Below are 14731 nucleotides of genomic sequence, written 5' to 3' on the forward strand. Positions count from 1 at the left end.
ACTGGTGCCGGGTGACAATTCACGCTGCTATCTCGTCGCCACAAAGCTGAAATTGTCCAGATAGGTCATGCGGCGCGGTGCATCAGCGACTGCATCTTTTTGCATGTACAGACCGAGTTTCGTGCCTGCCCGCTTGATTTCCTGGTTGCCAAACAGGTGCTGATCGTTGACGTAAATCGAGACGGAGGTACCGTTAACGACGACTTTCAGCTTGTTTTTGCTTTTCAGCTCGTATCGGGCGGATGCGATCACATCGACCTTGTACTCTTCCACATCGGATATTTTGCCGAGGACGACGCGGTTTTTGTCCAGGTAGACGACATGTGCTTCATTGTCTTTTGTGCCGTTGAAAAACAGTCCGGCAAGTCCGTCTGTACGATCAACTTCGACATCGACGGTCAATTCGTATTTTTCCGGTTTGGTCGATTCCTTCCATTTCAAAGGCAAGAGGTAGTGCTCCAGGTCTTTGTCATTGCTTCCCGCCGTAATTCGCTGGTTAATGACTCCCCAATTGCCCACAGCGTCATCAGTCAGCCAGTTTTTCAGCTCCCGGTTGGAGAAATTGTCGTGGACACTTTCAGGAAGCTCAGGCTGCGGAGGGGCAGGAGGGTTCGGATTCGGGAAGACGATTTTGTCTTCATCTCCGTCGCGCTCGATCAACGCACGGTGCAAAAGGGATGCAGCTTCGGCACGGGTGATCGCATCTTGCGGACGGAAGTAGTTGTTGGAGCCTTGCATCAGGCCTGTATCGATGGCGATGGCGACGTATGGGCGCAGGTTGGTAGAGATTTCCTGATTGTCGCGGAATTTGCGCAGTTGGTTCAGGTCCGCTTTTTTGGTCTTGTCGTAACCGAGCAAACGGACCATGGCGACGGCGATGTCTTCGCGAACAGCCGGTTCGTTGGGCTTGTAGGTGTAACGATTGCCTTGCTTGTAGCCGGTCAGGTACGGTTTTGCGGACTCTACGTAGTAAAACGACCAGTGGGATCGCGGAACGTCTTCGAATGTTTGCTTGACCGATCGGCGGTCGATCTCGACGTCTGCTGCGGCAATCATAATTTTGGCGAATTCGGCGCGCGTCACCTTGTTGTTGGGACGGAATCTGCCATCGGTATATCCGTCGATGATCCCTCTTTCCGCCATATCCATGATCGCCTTGTAGGCCCAATGATTCCTCGGCACGTCCGAGAAGCTCTTGTTCGCAGCACTTGCAAACGGAACGATGGCAAACACCATTATCACCGCTAAGAAGAAGCTGAGCGCTCGTTTCATGGTGAACCTCCTCATCCTTGTAATGTTCTTGCCTGGCTGTTATTCAGACGACGGGATGGAAGAGAATGTTGCAGCGGCAAACGCCCAATGTTGGAAAATTAGGTAAAAAGCAAGGGGAGGACAGGCGGAAGCAATAGGTCTTATGAAGGGAGAAAAAAGGTACAGTTTTGTACATATTTTGCCGAAATCCCGATTAGCTTTTGTACCGCATGAAATGGTATAATGCTGTATTGGCAACATCAACAATCACGATTATTCCGACTGAGGTGATAGATTTATGAAACAGGTGAAAGAGGCGACTGTGGACTTAAAATCCGGCAAGTCACCCAAAACGACGGCTGATTACGCCAAGTATTTTCAGGCCCCTTCCCTGAAAGACGCAAAACAGCGCGGAAAGGAAGAAGTCCGGGTCCATTACGACTTTACCATTGCGGATGACATGAAAGAGATCGGCAAAGGGAAGCGGTACCACGTCCGCACCTACGGCTGTCAAATGAACGAACACGACTCGGAGACGATCTCCGGTATTCTCGAACAGATGGGCTACGCATCGACGGACAATGTAGAGGATGCCGACGTCGTGCTGTTCAACACCTGTGCGATCCGTGAAAATGCGGAGGACAAGGTGTTTGGCGAGCTGGGCAACATGAAACGGATCAAAAACAACAATCCGAATCTGATCTTGGGCGTGTGCGGCTGCATGTCGCAGGAAGAAAAAGTCGTCAGCAAAATTTTGAAGAGCTACCAGCAGGTCGACCTCGTCTTCGGTACCCACAACATTCACCGTTTGCCCGAGCTGTTGCGCGAAGCGATCTACAGCAAGGAAATGGTCATCGAAGTGTGGTCCAAGGAAGGCGACATCGTCGAGAACATGCCGAAAATCCGCGAGGGCAACACCAAGGCATGGGTCAACATCATGTATGGCTGCGACAAGTTCTGCACCTACTGTATCGTCCCGTATACGCGCGGCAAGGAGCGCAGCCGCCGCCCCGAGGACGTGATTGCCGAAGTGCGCGACCTGGCTCGCCAGGGCTTCAAGGAAATCATGCTGCTGGGCCAAAACGTCAACGCCTACGGCAAGGACTTCGAGGATATCACGTACGGCTTTGGCGATTTGCTGGATGAGATTCGCAAAATCGATATTCCGCGCATCCGCTTTACCACCAGCCACCCGCGTGACTTCGACGACCATTTGATCGAAGTGTTGAGCAAAGGCGGCAATCTGGTGGAGCAAATCCACCTGCCAGTCCAGTCGGGGTCCAGCGAAGTGCTCAAACGCATGGCGCGCAAATACTCCCGCGAGCACTACCTGGAGCTGGTGCGAAAAATCAAGGCGGCGATCCCCAACGTCTCTTTGTCTACCGACATTATCGTCGGTTTCCCGGGGGAGACCGACGAGCAGTTCGAAGATACGCTTTCCTTGGTGGAAGAAGTGCGCTATGATTTTGCCTACACCTTCATCTACTCTCCGCGCGAGGGTACACCAGCCGCCGGCATGGAGGACAATGTGCCGATGGAAGTGAAAAAAGAGCGTCTGTACCGCCTCAATGAAGCACTTGCACGAATCGGGCTGGAGCAGAACAAGAAGCTGGAAGGAAGCGTGCAGGAAGTCCTGGTGGAAGGCGTATCGAAAAACAATGACAAGGTGCTGGCCGGCCGCACGCGAACCAACAAACTGGTTCACTTCGTCGGCGATGAATCGATAATCGGCCAGTATGTACACGTCCGCATCGACGAAGCGAAGACGTGGACGCTTCACGGAGAAATAGTAACCAAAGTCGAGGTGTAAAAAGAGAGATGGAACAAACAAACCTGTATACCCAGAAAGAAATTTTGGAAAAAGCCCGTGAGCTTGCCGGGATGATTTCCAATACGAATGAAGTCGACTTTTTCAAGCGAGCCGAACAGAAGATCAAACACCACGAGCGCGTACAGGAGCTGATCGATCAGCTCAAGCAAAAGCAGAAGCAAATGGTCATGTTCGAATCGATCAACAAGCCGGAACTGGTGAAAAAAGTAGAAGCAGAGTTCAACCAGCTTCAGGAAGAGCTTGATGCGATTCCGATCGTCACCGAGTTCAAACAATCCCAGGTAGACGTGAACGACCTTTTGCAAATGGTCACGAATGTCATCACGAACACCGTATCGGAGCGTATTATTTTGGATACGGGGGGAAATCCGCTGACCGGAGAAACAGGCGGCGGACCTGAGAAAAAACACAACGGAGGCTGCTGCTCCTAAGAAAAGTTCCCCGTCCCGACATGCTTTCGCGATCGTTTTATCCAAACTCTCCTCAAAATGAGGTGGGTGTTTGCACCCTAGCCGAATGCCCTGCATACAAATGTACAGAAACGTTGTATGGAGGAGGTAAAGAAATGTCGGGTATAGACAAAGATCTACAGTGCCGGGAACTCATCGCGAAAGCTGTTGTCGGTAAGGGACATAAATTTTTCTCGACAACCCACACGATCATACCATCGCAGACTCCTTCGACGATCCTGGGATGCTGGATTATCAACACCAACTTCCAGGCAGAAAAAGTCGGAGACGCGGTTGAAGTATCTGGTACGTACGATGCCAACCTGTGGTTCTCGTTTGCCAATAATACCCAAACCGAAGTCAAGCGAGAAACAGTTAAGTTCTCCGTACTCGTTCCGCTCACGTTCTTCGATAAGAACAGCCGAGGCGATCTGGAAATTGTCGCCCGTGCCGTCGAACAGCCGAAGTGCGTCAAGGCCGAGTTGAGTGGCGGTGGAACTATAACAATCAGGGTCGAAAGCGAGTTTGTTGTAGAAGTGATCGGAGAGACAAAAGTGTGCGTTGTTGTCTGCAATAGTTGTGATGATAAAGATTTCCATTTGCTCACTGACTATGAAGAGAACAGCGACGAGTTTGACGACTTTGATTCATCTACACTGCTCGACGAGCTTGACTGAAAGAGGAGAAGCCAATCTCCTCTTTTTCTTTTTGCCGTACATGGAGAGCAGCAGATGGACGCCGCACTTTTTCCGTGCCCAGACATAGGCTATAGCAGAATGGGTAGGAAGGAGTGCTGGTCGTGTCGACACCGATGGAAAACAGGCAATTCACGCGTTCGCCCGTACAGGTGATGTCGTCGAATGCGAAGCAGGCCATAGAGCTTCTGCGACGTCCCGAGGTGGTCAGGTGGCTGCTTCGGATCAGCGGTCTGCCCGTTGCCTCAGGCAAGCGAAAAGAGCCCGGCTGGCGCACGTACAAAATCAGCATGTACCAGGATCATGTGCTGGAGGTGCGCAAAAGCGACGAACCGACGCAATGGCTGCTGCAGCCGTGGCAGTCTCCCTCTTTTGCACAGGTATCGCTTTCCGCACACGATCCGGAATTGCAACTGGTCAAAGGACTGGCAGCAAGGGGATTGTACGCTGCAGGGATCGACGCGGGCGTCGTGACGGTGATGGCCGCATCCCCCCATCGGGCCAAGCTGGTCAACGTCTCGCCTGATTGGCCGGCGAAGAATGCCGAGCGGTTTTTGCAAAAGGCCAGGCATTGGTGGGAGAGCCGACAGCGTCTGCACGGCCAGGTATTGCAGAAGTTGGGTGCGGACCCGGAGTTCGCCCTGCGCCGTACAGAGAACATGCAGCACGAGATGGAGCTTGCCTCCAACTATCTGAAAGTGAACGGGACTGTCGGGTGTGACACGACCCGCTATCGGGAGGAGTTGGCGCTGCATCAGCATCCGATAGCGGAGCTGCGTCCCGAGCCGTCCGAGGACCCCGACGAACTGTATGGGCGCATCCGTGAAGCGTTGCGGCTCGCATACAAGAAAATCAATGATCCTGATGTCGAATGCTTGGCTGGCGGCATGCCGTTTCGCGGCTATCCGATCGGCGGGCATATCCATTTGAGCGGATTGACGCCGACATTTGCCCTTCGCCGCAAGCTCGACGCCTATCTGGCGCTGCCTCTTGTCCTGATCGAAGACGACGGGTGCGCAGAGCGTCGAAAACGGTACGGCTTTTTGGGCGATGTGCGGGAAAAGGCGTACGGCTTCGAATACCGGACGCTGCCCAGTTGGCTCGTTCATCCGATAGTCGCCAGAGGCGTACTTCACCTGGCAAGACTGATTGCCACCTCACACAGCCAGTTGCAGGCCCAGCCACATCTTCGACTTCCTTTGCTCAAGGCGTACTACCGGGGAGACAAAGCGGTGCTGGAACCGTATGTGCGCCAGGTGTGGGAGGAGCTGAGACGATTGCCGGGCTACCAGCTCTCGGCGATCCACCTGGAACGCTACTTCTCCTATTTGCTATCGGACATTTCGTGGCCGGCGTCGGTCGATTTGCGAAAAACATGGGAATTTGGATGAAGTGCCACACCTTGCCAGTGCGTTTGTTCAACTTTTGGCTCAAATCATGCTATAATAGCAAGCGAGATTTGTAGCTAGGAGAAGAAGCGATGGCACAATATACCCCGATGATTCAACAGTATCTGGCAATCAAACAAGATTACCCGGATACTTTCTTATTTTTCCGCATGGGTGATTTTTACGAGCTGTTTTTTGAAGATGCACTGCTCGCTTCCCGGGAGCTGGAAATTACGCTGACCGGCCGCGACGGTGGGGGAGAGGACCGCATCCCCATGTGCGGAGTCCCGCACCATGCGGCTGACACCTACATAGCAGAGCTTTTGAAAAAAGGCTACAAGGTCGCCGTTTGCGATCAGGTGGAGGACCCCAAGGAAGCGAAGGGAATCGTCCGCCGCGAAGTCACCCGGGTGATCACCCCGGGGACGATGATGGAAGGCAAGTGGCTGCCCGACAAAGAGAACAACTACATGGTGGCAGTCGCCTGGGCTGACGGACGCAGCGGTGTCGCGGCCTGTGACATGAGTACGGGCGAGATGTACGTCACCTCGCTTGCTGCCAGCAAGCAGACTGTACTGGAAGAAGCGCTGCAGTATCGGCCCAAGGAAATGGTCGTGTGCGCAGTTCCCCGCTTTTCCCAGACGTCCATTCCCCAGGCCGAGCTGTCTTTGGAGGAGCTCGATGCGTTTGCCATTGACAAGCAGTACGGCGAACAGGCCAAAGGGCTGGATTTGCCGATGCGCCAAGCGGTCAACGCGCTTCTTCACTACATCGGCACGACGCAAAAGCGCAGTCTGTCGCACTTGCGCCTGATCAAGCGTTACGACGCCCGGCAGTACCTGCAAATGGACGGCTTTTCGCGGCGCAACCTGGAGCTGACGGAGACGATTCGCGACAAGAGCAAAAAAGGCTCGCTTTTGTGGCTGCTGGATCGCACCGAGACGGCGATGGGCGGACGGCTGTTGCGCAGATGGCTGGAGAGGCCGCTGCGCCATTTGCCCGAGTTGACAGCCAGGCTGGACGCTGTAGAAGTGCTGAAGGGGGATATGCTCCTGCGTTCGGATTTGCGGGATTGCCTGGACCGGGTCTACGATCTGGAGCGGCTGGCCGGGCGTATTTCCTACGGTAACGCCAACGCTCGCGACCTCGTGCAGCTTCGCCTCTCGCTGGAGGCGGTACCGGAGTTGAAGCGAATGCTGCTGGCAACCGACACGCCCGTCCTGATCGAGCTTGCGGAAGGCATGGATGCGTGTACGGACATCGTCTCGTTTCTCGGCCAGGCGCTCGTCGACGATCCGCCGTTGTCGGTCCGTGAAGGCGGGATTATTCGCACCGGCTACGATTCGTACCTGGACAAGCTGCACACAGCCAGCCGCGAAGGAAAGACCTGGATCGCCCAACTGGAACAAAGCGAGCGGGAAGCGACGGGAATCCGTTCGCTCAAGGTCGGCTTCAACAAGGTGTTCGGCTATTACATCGAAGTGTCCAAGGCAAACATCGGCAACGTCCCCGCCGGACGTTACGAACGGAAACAGACGCTGGCCAATGCGGAGCGCTACATCACGCCGGAGTTGAAAGAAAAAGAGGCGCTCATCCTCGAAGCGGAAGAGAAGATGATCGAGCTGGAATACCAGTTGTTTGTCGCCATCCGCAGCGAAATTGCCGCGCATATACCCCGGCTGCAGGAGCTGGCGCAGCGGATCGCATCCGTCGACGTCCTGCAATCCTTCGCTACGGTCAGCGACGAGCGCGGTTACGTACGGCCCCAGTTTTCGCAGCAAGGCGAGTACCGGATCGAGGAAGGTCGCCATCCGGTCGTCGAGGCGATGCTGGAAGGGGAAAAATTCGTATCCAACGACGTCCACATGGACCACGATCAGCGCCAGGTGCTGTTGATTACCGGTCCGAACATGGCCGGGAAAAGCACGTACATGCGCCAGATCGCACTGATTACAGTCATGGCCCAGATCGGCTGCTTTGTCCCGGCAAAGTCAGCGACGCTCTCGGTAGTCGACCAGATTTTTACGCGGATCGGCGCGGCAGACGATCTGGCTGGCGGTCACAGTACGTTCATGGTCGAGATGCTGGAGACGAATCACGCCTTGCAAAAAGCGACCCAAGACAGCCTGATCTTGCTCGATGAAATCGGTCGCGGGACATCGACGTACGACGGCATGGCGCTGGCCCAGGCAGTCATTGAGTACATCCGCGAAAAAATTGGCGCCAAGACGCTGTTCTCGACGCACTACCACGAACTGACCGGGTTGGCGGACAGCCTCTCCGGCGTCGTCAACGTCCATGCTCGCTGTGAGGAGCGGGATGGCAAGCTGTTGTTTTTGCACAAGATCGAGGAAGGCAAGGCAGACAAAAGCTACGGAATTCACGTCGCCGAATTGGCAGAAATGCCGGTCTGGGTCATTGAGCGCGCCCGCACGATTTTGACGGGGCTGGAAGCAAACGGAGCCAGTCATGCACGCGACGGGCAAATGTCTTTCGACGCGCTGTGGTCATCGCCTGCCCCTGTAGCCGCGACAAAGGAGCAGCCGGCAGTACAGTTGTCGGCAGACGAGCAGGCGATCCTGTCGGAACTGCGGGAGCTCGATCTGAATCAGACGACCCCGATGGACGCGATGCTGCAGTTGTTTGCCTGGAAGAAGCGGTTGAAAAAGGAGTAGCTTGTCCCACGAGGAGGGGGTCCGATGGGAAAGATCAACGTATTAGACGAGCATCTTACCAATATGATTGCGGCAGGCGAGGTCGTGGAACGCCCTGCTTCTGTCGTCAAGGAGCTGGTGGAAAACGCCATCGACGCCATGGCGACGAGCATTGAGATTCACGTGGAGGAAGGCGGATTGGAGCTGATCCGCGTCGTCGACGACGGACAGGGCATGGACCGCGACGATTGCCGGCTCGCTTTTGAGCGGCATGCGACGAGCAAGATCGGATCGGTGAGGGATTTGTTCCGCATCCGTACGCTCGGATTTCGCGGGGAGGCACTGCCGAGTATCGCAGCCGTCTCCCGCGTGGAACTGACCAGCAATCTGTCCAGCAGCCAGGTCGGGACGCGGCTTTTGATCGAGGGGGGGACAGTGCGCGAAGAGCTGGAGACGGCAGCCCCCAAAGGGACCGAGATTTGCGTTCGCAGCCTGTTTTTCAACACGCCGGCGCGACTGAAGTACATGAAATCGATCGCCACGGAGATCGGTCACATCTCCGACTACGTCAATCGGCTGGCGCTGACTCATCCGGATATTTCCTTTACATTGACGCACAACCAGAAGCCGCTTTTGCAAACCTCGGGCGACGGCAAGCTGCTGCACGTCATGGCCGCCATCTACGGCGTGCAGATCGCCAAACAATTGCTGCCGATTGCAGGTGAGACGCTCGACTTTCGCTGGAGCGGCTACCTGTCCAAGACCGAAGTGACGCGCGCCAACCGTTCCTACCTGTCTACGCTCGTAAACGGCCGCTACATCCGCAACCATGCCCTGCACAACGCGATCCTGCGAGGCTACCACACGCTTTTGCCAATCGGCAGGTTCCCGATCGTGGCCTTGCAGATCGAAATGGACCCCACTCTGGTGGATGTCAACGTACACCCGGCCAAACTCGAGGCGCGTTTCAGCAAGGAAGCGGAGCTGTGCGCGGCTGTGGAAGAGTCGGTGAAAAGCACCTTGCGCGAAGGGTTGGGCATTGTCAGACCGCTGGCGGCACAGCCAAAGGCAAAGGTCGTCACCCAGGTGGAACAGCCGCAGTTTGACCTGCAGATCCCTGCTGCTCCGAGCATGCCACAAGGCAGCAGTCAGGTGGCAAAGGAAGCACCCGGCAGCTATGCCCGATCAGGGGGAGCGTTTGCTTCTGGCAGCAGCGGCGTTTTTGCCGAGCATGTCCCGAGAAATGGTTCTTTTGCCGCAATGGAACCGCGGACAGCTTCACGTCTGGCAGAGCGGGAACAGTTCGGAAGCGAGATGTCTCTTTCGGAGAGACAGATGGTGGCCGAGCAGCAGGCAGCCACGACATTGTTTACGGAAGGGCGGACGGGGGTACAGCCATCAGAAGCGGTATTCGTTACCGGAGCCGAACAGCAACAGACGGCTCCTACCGATCTTGGGACAAAGAGTGTATCCACACAACCCTCGGAACAAACCGGGAACGCCGCCGAGACTGCGCCACGCGAGGAATCTGCTGTTCCTGTCATGTATCCGGTGGGGCAAGTACACGGAACGTACATCGTCGCACAAAACGACGCGGGCATGTACCTGATCGACCAGCACGCAGCCCAGGAGCGGATTTTTTACGAATACTTCATGGAAAAGCTGCGCAGCGAGTCGGTTGCCAGCCAAATGCTGCTGTTCCCCCATACGGTCGAGTGTACGGCGGCAGAGGCGGCGCGCCTGGAAAAGCGGCTTGGGCTCTTGCAGTCGTTCGGTCTGGAGATCGAGTCTTTTGGCGGACGCACCTTTATCGTCCGGGCGCATCCCCACTGGTTTCCGCAGGGGGCGGAGCTGGAAGTGATCGAGGAGCTCGTCCAGTTTATTCTGGAGAGCGGGGAGAGGGAGCAGGCAGACCTTGTGTTGATGCGGGAAAAAGCGGCGATCCTGATGTCCTGCAAGGCAGCGATCAAGGCAAACCGCTATCTCACGCACGCCGAGATGGAGAGCCTGCTCAACCAACTGCGGGAGACGTCCAGTCCGTTTACCTGCCCGCATGGACGACCGATCGTCATCCACTTTTCCGGGTACGACCTGGAAAAGATGTTCAAGCGGGTCATGTGAAGAATCGAACGAAGATCAGGAGTAGAGCGGGATCGCTCTGCTCTTTTTTTGTTGCCGGGATTCACCGATGCGCGGGCTGGAGCAAAGCGAGACAAGAAACTACAGAACGAAAAAAATACCTCCAAGCTGTCTTTTGTGCAGATGCAATCGCACAGTGCTTGAAGGTATTATTCCATTGATTGGCACCGCATCACGGGTGTCTTGCGGGCTGAGAAAAGCGGGACATGTCGGCAGGTCAGCTTTTGCCTAGCAGACTGGCAGCTCGGAAAAGGCTTCAACCAGAAGCTCGTACGAACGAATCCGTTTCGGGAATGATTTGATCGGGGTCACGATGACCAACTCGTCTACCTGATACGTTTGTTGGAGGGCGAGCAGCTTTTCCCTGACGGTCTTTTTGCTTCCGGAGAGAATATGCGGCTCTTTTATTTCCAGGGTAAACGCTTCTGTGGAGTGCTTTTCGAACTCCCTCGCTTTTTTCATGCTGTTTAATGTGAGCGTTTTGCCGCTAGCCAGATGGATGGTGACTTGCTCGTTCTCGGCGGCGAGTGTTCGAGCTTCTGCATCGCTGTCAGCGACGATCACGGACAGCGCAATGATGGCTTCGGGACGTAGCTGCTGACCGCTGACAAACTGGCTGCGGTACCTGTCGATGGCGGCAAGACTGACAGCCTCATCGCTGTTAATGAACTGCGCGAAGACATACGGGAGCCCGCGTTTGGCAGCCAGTTCAGCGCTCTCCACGCTCGTTCCCAACAGGTATAGATCAGCAGGCTTAGGGGGAACCGGGATCGCTTTCAACCCGTACAGAGGGTGCCCCGGCTCCAGATTGTTGTGCAGATAGCTTACCAGCTCAGTCAGTTTTTCATCGAGGGACGGAGGGGAAGAAGCGGCGTTCCTTTGCTGCAAAGCGCGTGTGGACAAGGGCAGCCCGCCCGGTGCGCGTCCTACTCCAAGATCGACCCTCCCCGGTGCCAGCGAGGCGAGGACGTGGAAGTTTTCCGCCACTTTATACGGACTGTAATGCTGCAGCATCACGCCGCCCGAACCGATACGGATTCGCTCGGTCTTTGCCAGCAGGTGGGAAATGAGAACCTCCGGGGAAGACCCGACGACGTGATCCAGATCGTGATGCTCGGAAACCCAGAAACGGTGGTAGCCCAGCTTCTCTGCGATCCGTGCCAGTTCAATCGTGTGCTGGAAGGCTTGCGTGGCTGTTTCTCCTTCCTGAATCGGTGTTTGGTCCAAAATACTCAGTCTCAGCGCCACAGTGCTTCTCTCCTCTACGTCAAAATGTACGCAAAAAGCCCCTTGAAGAACATGTGTTCAAAGGGGCTTCTGGTGTTCCAGTCAGCGAAATAACAATAACCTATATGTTTACTAGGATTTTAACGATGCATGTGGCCGTTGTCAATCTGTTTATCGTGCAGGAATAAAAAAGAAAAAGTTGACGAATTGGAAAGTGGAAGATAGAATACCAAGTAATCATATAGGAATTTCGAGTCGACCAGACCACTGGAGACTTCCTGCCTCACGTTTGACGTGGGTAGGGGGTCTTTTTGTTTTGGCAAAAAGGCTTGGCAAAAAACAAACAGGGCCCCTTAGGCAAATGGGGAGATGCATCGAGAACCAGGGAGGAATGTATATGGGTATCGAACCGGTCATTCTGGAGCAGGCAGCTCCTTCTCTGACCAACCAAGGCGGCTCATCCAACAGCGCCGCCCAGGAAAACAAGATCGAGTTTGTGCAGGTGGAGAAGACGTTTGAAAGCGCCGGAAAGACGATTCATGCGCTCAAGGGCGTCACCCTGAACGTACAAAAAGGGGATATTTTCGGGGTAATCGGGTATTCCGGGGCAGGCAAAAGTACGCTCTTGCGCACGGTCAACTTGCTTGAGCGACCTACAGCGGGCAAAGTCATCGTGGACGGCAAGGACCTGACCTGCCTGTCGGAACGCGAACTGCGTGCCGTCAAAAAACAGATCGGGATGATTTTTCAACAATTTCACCTGCTGGAATCGAAGACTGTTTTTGACAATGTCGCAATGCCGCTTCTTTTGGGTCAGACACCGAAAATGGAGATTCAGGACAGAGTGACAGAACTGCTCTCGTTCGTCGGGTTGTCAGACAAAGCAAGGAGCTACCCGGATGAGCTGTCCGGCGGGCAAAAACAGCGTGTCGGCATCGCCCGTGCGCTGGCGACCAATCCCTCGATATTGCTCAGCGACGAGGCTACCTCAGCGCTTGACCCGCAGACGACCGGCTCAATCCTGCAATTGCTCAAGCGTGTAAACCAGGAGTACAACGTCACGATTCTCCTGATCACCCATGAGATGAACGTCATCAAGGAAATTTGCAATCGAGTCGCCGTCATGGATCAAGGCTCGGTCGTTGAGCAGGGTGACGTACTGGACCTGTTCGCAAATCCGCAGACAAGCACCGCCCAGGGATTTGTAAAGTCGGTCATGCCCGACGAAATACCGCCTGGAGTGGTCGAAGCGTTGCAGGCGAAAGGCAGTCGATCGCGATTTTTTCAGATTTACTTCGTCGGGGAGCGTTCCGGGCAGCAGATTATATCCCAGGTTGCCAAGCAGTTTCAGACTGAAGTCGGCGTTCTGCACGGAAATATCGCAGAGCTGCGAGGTGTGCCGTTTGGTCGGCTGATTATCGAGCTGACTGGCCATGAAGCAGAAATCTCCCGGGCGTATCAGTACATCCGGCTGCAAAACGTGACTGTGAAGGAGATAACGTAGAGATGGAAGTCACATCGGAGCAAATTGTGCAAGCAGTGTATCAAACGCTGTACATGGTCAGTGCGTCACTTCTCTTCGCCACCATCATTGGTATTCCGCTAGGCGTCTTGCTGGTCGTCACACGCAAGGGTCACATTTTGGAAAATTCGTTCATTTTTTCGCTTCTCAACCCGGTCGTCAACGTCCTCAGGTCCGTGCCTTTTATCATCCTGCTGGTGGCGATCATCCCGCTGACGCGACTGATTGTCGGGACCTCGATCGGCACGACGGCTGCAATCGTCCCCCTCGTCATCTATACGGGACCGTATATAGCAAGGCTGGTAGAAAACTCGCTGCTGGAGGTCGATGCGGGGATCATCGAGGCGGCACAGGCGATGGGTGCGACTCCTGTGCAAGTGATTTTCCGCTTTCTCATACCTGAAGCGCTCGGATCGCTGGTGCTGTCGATCACGACCGCTACGATTGGCCTGATCGGCGCGACGGCGATGGCCGGGGCAGTGGGTGCAGGCGGTCTTGGCGACTTGGCGATTACGTACGGGCATCAGCGTTTCAGTACGATCACGATCGTGGCGACGGTGATCATTCTGGTCGTCATGGTGCAGGGCATCCAATCACTGGGCAACCGTCTGGCGCGAAACATCCGCCGCAGATAAGCAAAGTGTCCAATTGAAAAATAAAGACAGGAGAGACAGACATGAAAAAATGGGTCCTTTTTGTATTCCTTATCGTACTTGCCAGTCTCGCAGCCGCATGCGGGAAGCCTGATACGTCATCCCAGGCGCTAAAAATCGGAATTCGCGGGTCGGAAAGCCGGACCTGGGATTTCGTCAAGGAACAGGCGCACAAACACGGGCTGCAGATCGAACTGGTGCAACTCAATGCCAACGTCAATCCGAATACGGTGCTGCTCGAAGGAGACATCGACGCAAACGCGTTCCAGCACGTCGCCTTCCTCGATCAGTTCAACGAAAAAAACAATTCGGACATCGTCCCCATCGGCTCGACGATTATCGCCCCGCTCGGCATTTACTCCGACAAGTACGAGAAGATCGAAGACATTCCCGATCGCGCCCAAATCGCGGTGCCAAATGACGACTCCAACTGGGGGCGCTCTCTGCTGCTGCTGCAGGAAGCGGGGCTGATTCGGGTAGTGGACGACTTCGACGGCTTCGGCGGTGCAGACAAAATCAAGGACAATCCCAAACAACTTGAGATTGTACCCGTCGATGGAGCAAACACCCCGCGCGTCATGCCGGATGTCGCTGCCTCGATCATCAACAACGGCGTGGCAGTCGAAGCCGGATTTTTGTTAAAAGACGCCATTTTCCACGAAAGCAAGACCGCCAAGCCGTACATCAATGTAATTGCCACGACGCGGCACAACGAAAATCGGGAAGACCTGAAAAAGCTGGTGGAAATCTACCAGTCGCGGGAGGTCACCGACTTCATCACAGAGACGTACAAGGGCAACTACATCCCAACGCAAGTATCGGTAGAGGAACTGAAAAACTTCAAGGACGCGTATTCCAGCAAGCCGTAACGGGGGAGTGCAGACTTTTACAAGGCAACAATGCACGCAAAAAGGAGGGGTAC

The 14731-nt window shown here is 55.0% G+C and carries 11 protein-coding genes; 9 read left to right on the forward strand and 2 right to left on the reverse strand.

Going from position 1 to position 14731, the window contains the following annotated elements; all coding sequences use genetic code 11:
* Positions 1-27 precede the first annotated feature (27 nt).
* A complete protein-coding gene (locus tag ACAF76_RS09160) occupies positions 28-1272 on the reverse strand; it encodes an S-layer homology domain-containing protein (RefSeq protein WP_400163442.1) in 1245 nt (414 codons plus the stop codon).
* A gap of 277 nt (positions 1273-1549) precedes the next feature.
* Here ACAF76_RS09160 and miaB point away from each other — a divergent pair, with 277 nt between their 5' ends.
* The 6 genes from miaB to mutL all read left to right on the forward strand — a co-directional run bounded on the left by miaB (position 1550) and on the right by mutL (position 10389).
* The gene (miaB, locus tag ACAF76_RS09165) at positions 1550-3061 is read left to right on the forward strand and encodes a tRNA (N6-isopentenyl adenosine(37)-C2)-methylthiotransferase MiaB (RefSeq protein ID WP_400163443.1); all 1512 of its coding nucleotides are present in this window, start codon (positions 1550-1552) and stop codon (positions 3059-3061) included.
* 8 nt (positions 3062-3069) lie between these two features.
* Positions 3070-3513: a RicAFT regulatory complex protein RicA family protein gene (locus tag ACAF76_RS09170; RefSeq protein WP_400163444.1), complete on the forward strand. Its 444-nt coding sequence runs from the start codon at positions 3070-3072 to the stop codon at positions 3511-3513.
* A 134-nt stretch (positions 3514-3647) separates the two neighbouring features.
* Complete coding sequence (gene cotE, locus ACAF76_RS09175) at positions 3648-4208, forward strand: outer spore coat protein CotE (protein ID WP_400163445.1); 561 nt, start codon at positions 3648-3650, stop codon at positions 4206-4208.
* Between the two features lie 122 nt (positions 4209-4330).
* Positions 4331-5617 (forward strand): putative amidoligase domain-containing protein, encoded by a 1287-nt coding sequence (locus tag ACAF76_RS09180; RefSeq protein ID WP_400163446.1) that lies wholly within the window; start codon positions 4331-4333, stop codon positions 5615-5617.
* A gap of 89 nt (positions 5618-5706) precedes the next feature.
* A complete protein-coding gene (gene mutS / locus ACAF76_RS09185) occupies positions 5707-8289 on the forward strand; it encodes a DNA mismatch repair protein MutS (RefSeq protein ID WP_400163447.1) in 2583 nt (860 codons plus the stop codon).
* A gap of 24 nt (positions 8290-8313) precedes the next feature.
* Positions 8314-10389, forward strand: a complete 2076-nt coding sequence (mutL, locus tag ACAF76_RS09190; RefSeq protein ID WP_400163448.1) for a DNA mismatch repair endonuclease MutL — start codon at positions 8314-8316, stop codon at positions 10387-10389.
* 246 nt (positions 10390-10635) lie between these two features.
* Here mutL and ACAF76_RS09195 read toward each other — a convergent pair whose 3' ends face one another.
* Positions 10636-11655: an LLM class flavin-dependent oxidoreductase gene (locus tag ACAF76_RS09195; RefSeq protein WP_400163449.1), complete on the reverse strand. Its 1020-nt coding sequence runs from the start codon at positions 11653-11655 to the stop codon at positions 10636-10638.
* A 376-nt stretch (positions 11656-12031) separates the two neighbouring features.
* Between ACAF76_RS09195 and ACAF76_RS09200 the strand changes: the two genes are divergently transcribed.
* Genes ACAF76_RS09200 through ACAF76_RS09210 form a run of 3 tightly spaced genes read left to right on the forward strand, consistent with a single transcriptional unit; the run spans position 12032 to position 14678 of the window.
* Complete coding sequence (locus ACAF76_RS09200) at positions 12032-13138, forward strand: methionine ABC transporter ATP-binding protein (RefSeq protein ID WP_400163450.1); 1107 nt, start codon at positions 12032-12034, stop codon at positions 13136-13138.
* A 2-nt stretch (positions 13139-13140) separates the two neighbouring features.
* A complete protein-coding gene (locus tag ACAF76_RS09205; RefSeq protein WP_400163451.1) occupies positions 13141-13791 on the forward strand; it encodes a methionine ABC transporter permease in 651 nt (216 codons plus the stop codon).
* 41 nt (positions 13792-13832) lie between these two features.
* Entirely contained in the window at positions 13833-14678 is an 846-nt protein-coding gene (locus ACAF76_RS09210; RefSeq protein ID WP_400163452.1) for a MetQ/NlpA family ABC transporter substrate-binding protein, read from the forward strand.
* The last annotated feature ends 53 nt before the right edge of the window (positions 14679-14731 follow it).

It is taken from the genome of Brevibacillus sp. TJ4, assembly GCF_044627595.2.
GTDB lineage: Bacteria > Bacillota > Bacilli > Brevibacillales > Brevibacillaceae > Brevibacillus.

Excerpts from the sequence above, each read along its gene's own strand:
- mutL (WP_400163448.1), top strand. The coding sequence starts at position 8,314 with ATGGGAAAGATCAACGTATTAGACGAGCATCTTACCAATATGATTGCG.
- ACAF76_RS09205 (WP_400163451.1), top strand. The coding sequence starts at position 13,141 with ATGGAAGTCACATCGGAGCAAATTGTGCAAGCAGTGTATCAAACGCTG.
- ACAF76_RS09200 (WP_400163450.1), top strand. The coding sequence starts at position 12,032 with ATGGGTATCGAACCGGTCATTCTGGAGCAGGCAGCTCCTTCTCTGACC.
- cotE (WP_400163445.1), top strand. The coding sequence starts at position 3,648 with ATGTCGGGTATAGACAAAGATCTACAGTGCCGGGAACTCATCGCGAAA.
- mutS (WP_400163447.1), top strand. The coding sequence starts at position 5,707 with ATGGCACAATATACCCCGATGATTCAACAGTATCTGGCAATCAAACAA.
- ACAF76_RS09170 (WP_400163444.1), top strand. The coding sequence starts at position 3,070 with ATGGAACAAACAAACCTGTATACCCAGAAAGAAATTTTGGAAAAAGCC.
- ACAF76_RS09210 (WP_400163452.1), top strand. The coding sequence starts at position 13,833 with ATGAAAAAATGGGTCCTTTTTGTATTCCTTATCGTACTTGCCAGTCTC.
- ACAF76_RS09160 (WP_400163442.1), bottom strand. The coding sequence starts at position 1,272 with ATGAAACGAGCGCTCAGCTTCTTCTTAGCGGTGATAATGGTGTTTGCC.
- miaB (WP_400163443.1), top strand. The coding sequence starts at position 1,550 with ATGAAACAGGTGAAAGAGGCGACTGTGGACTTAAAATCCGGCAAGTCA.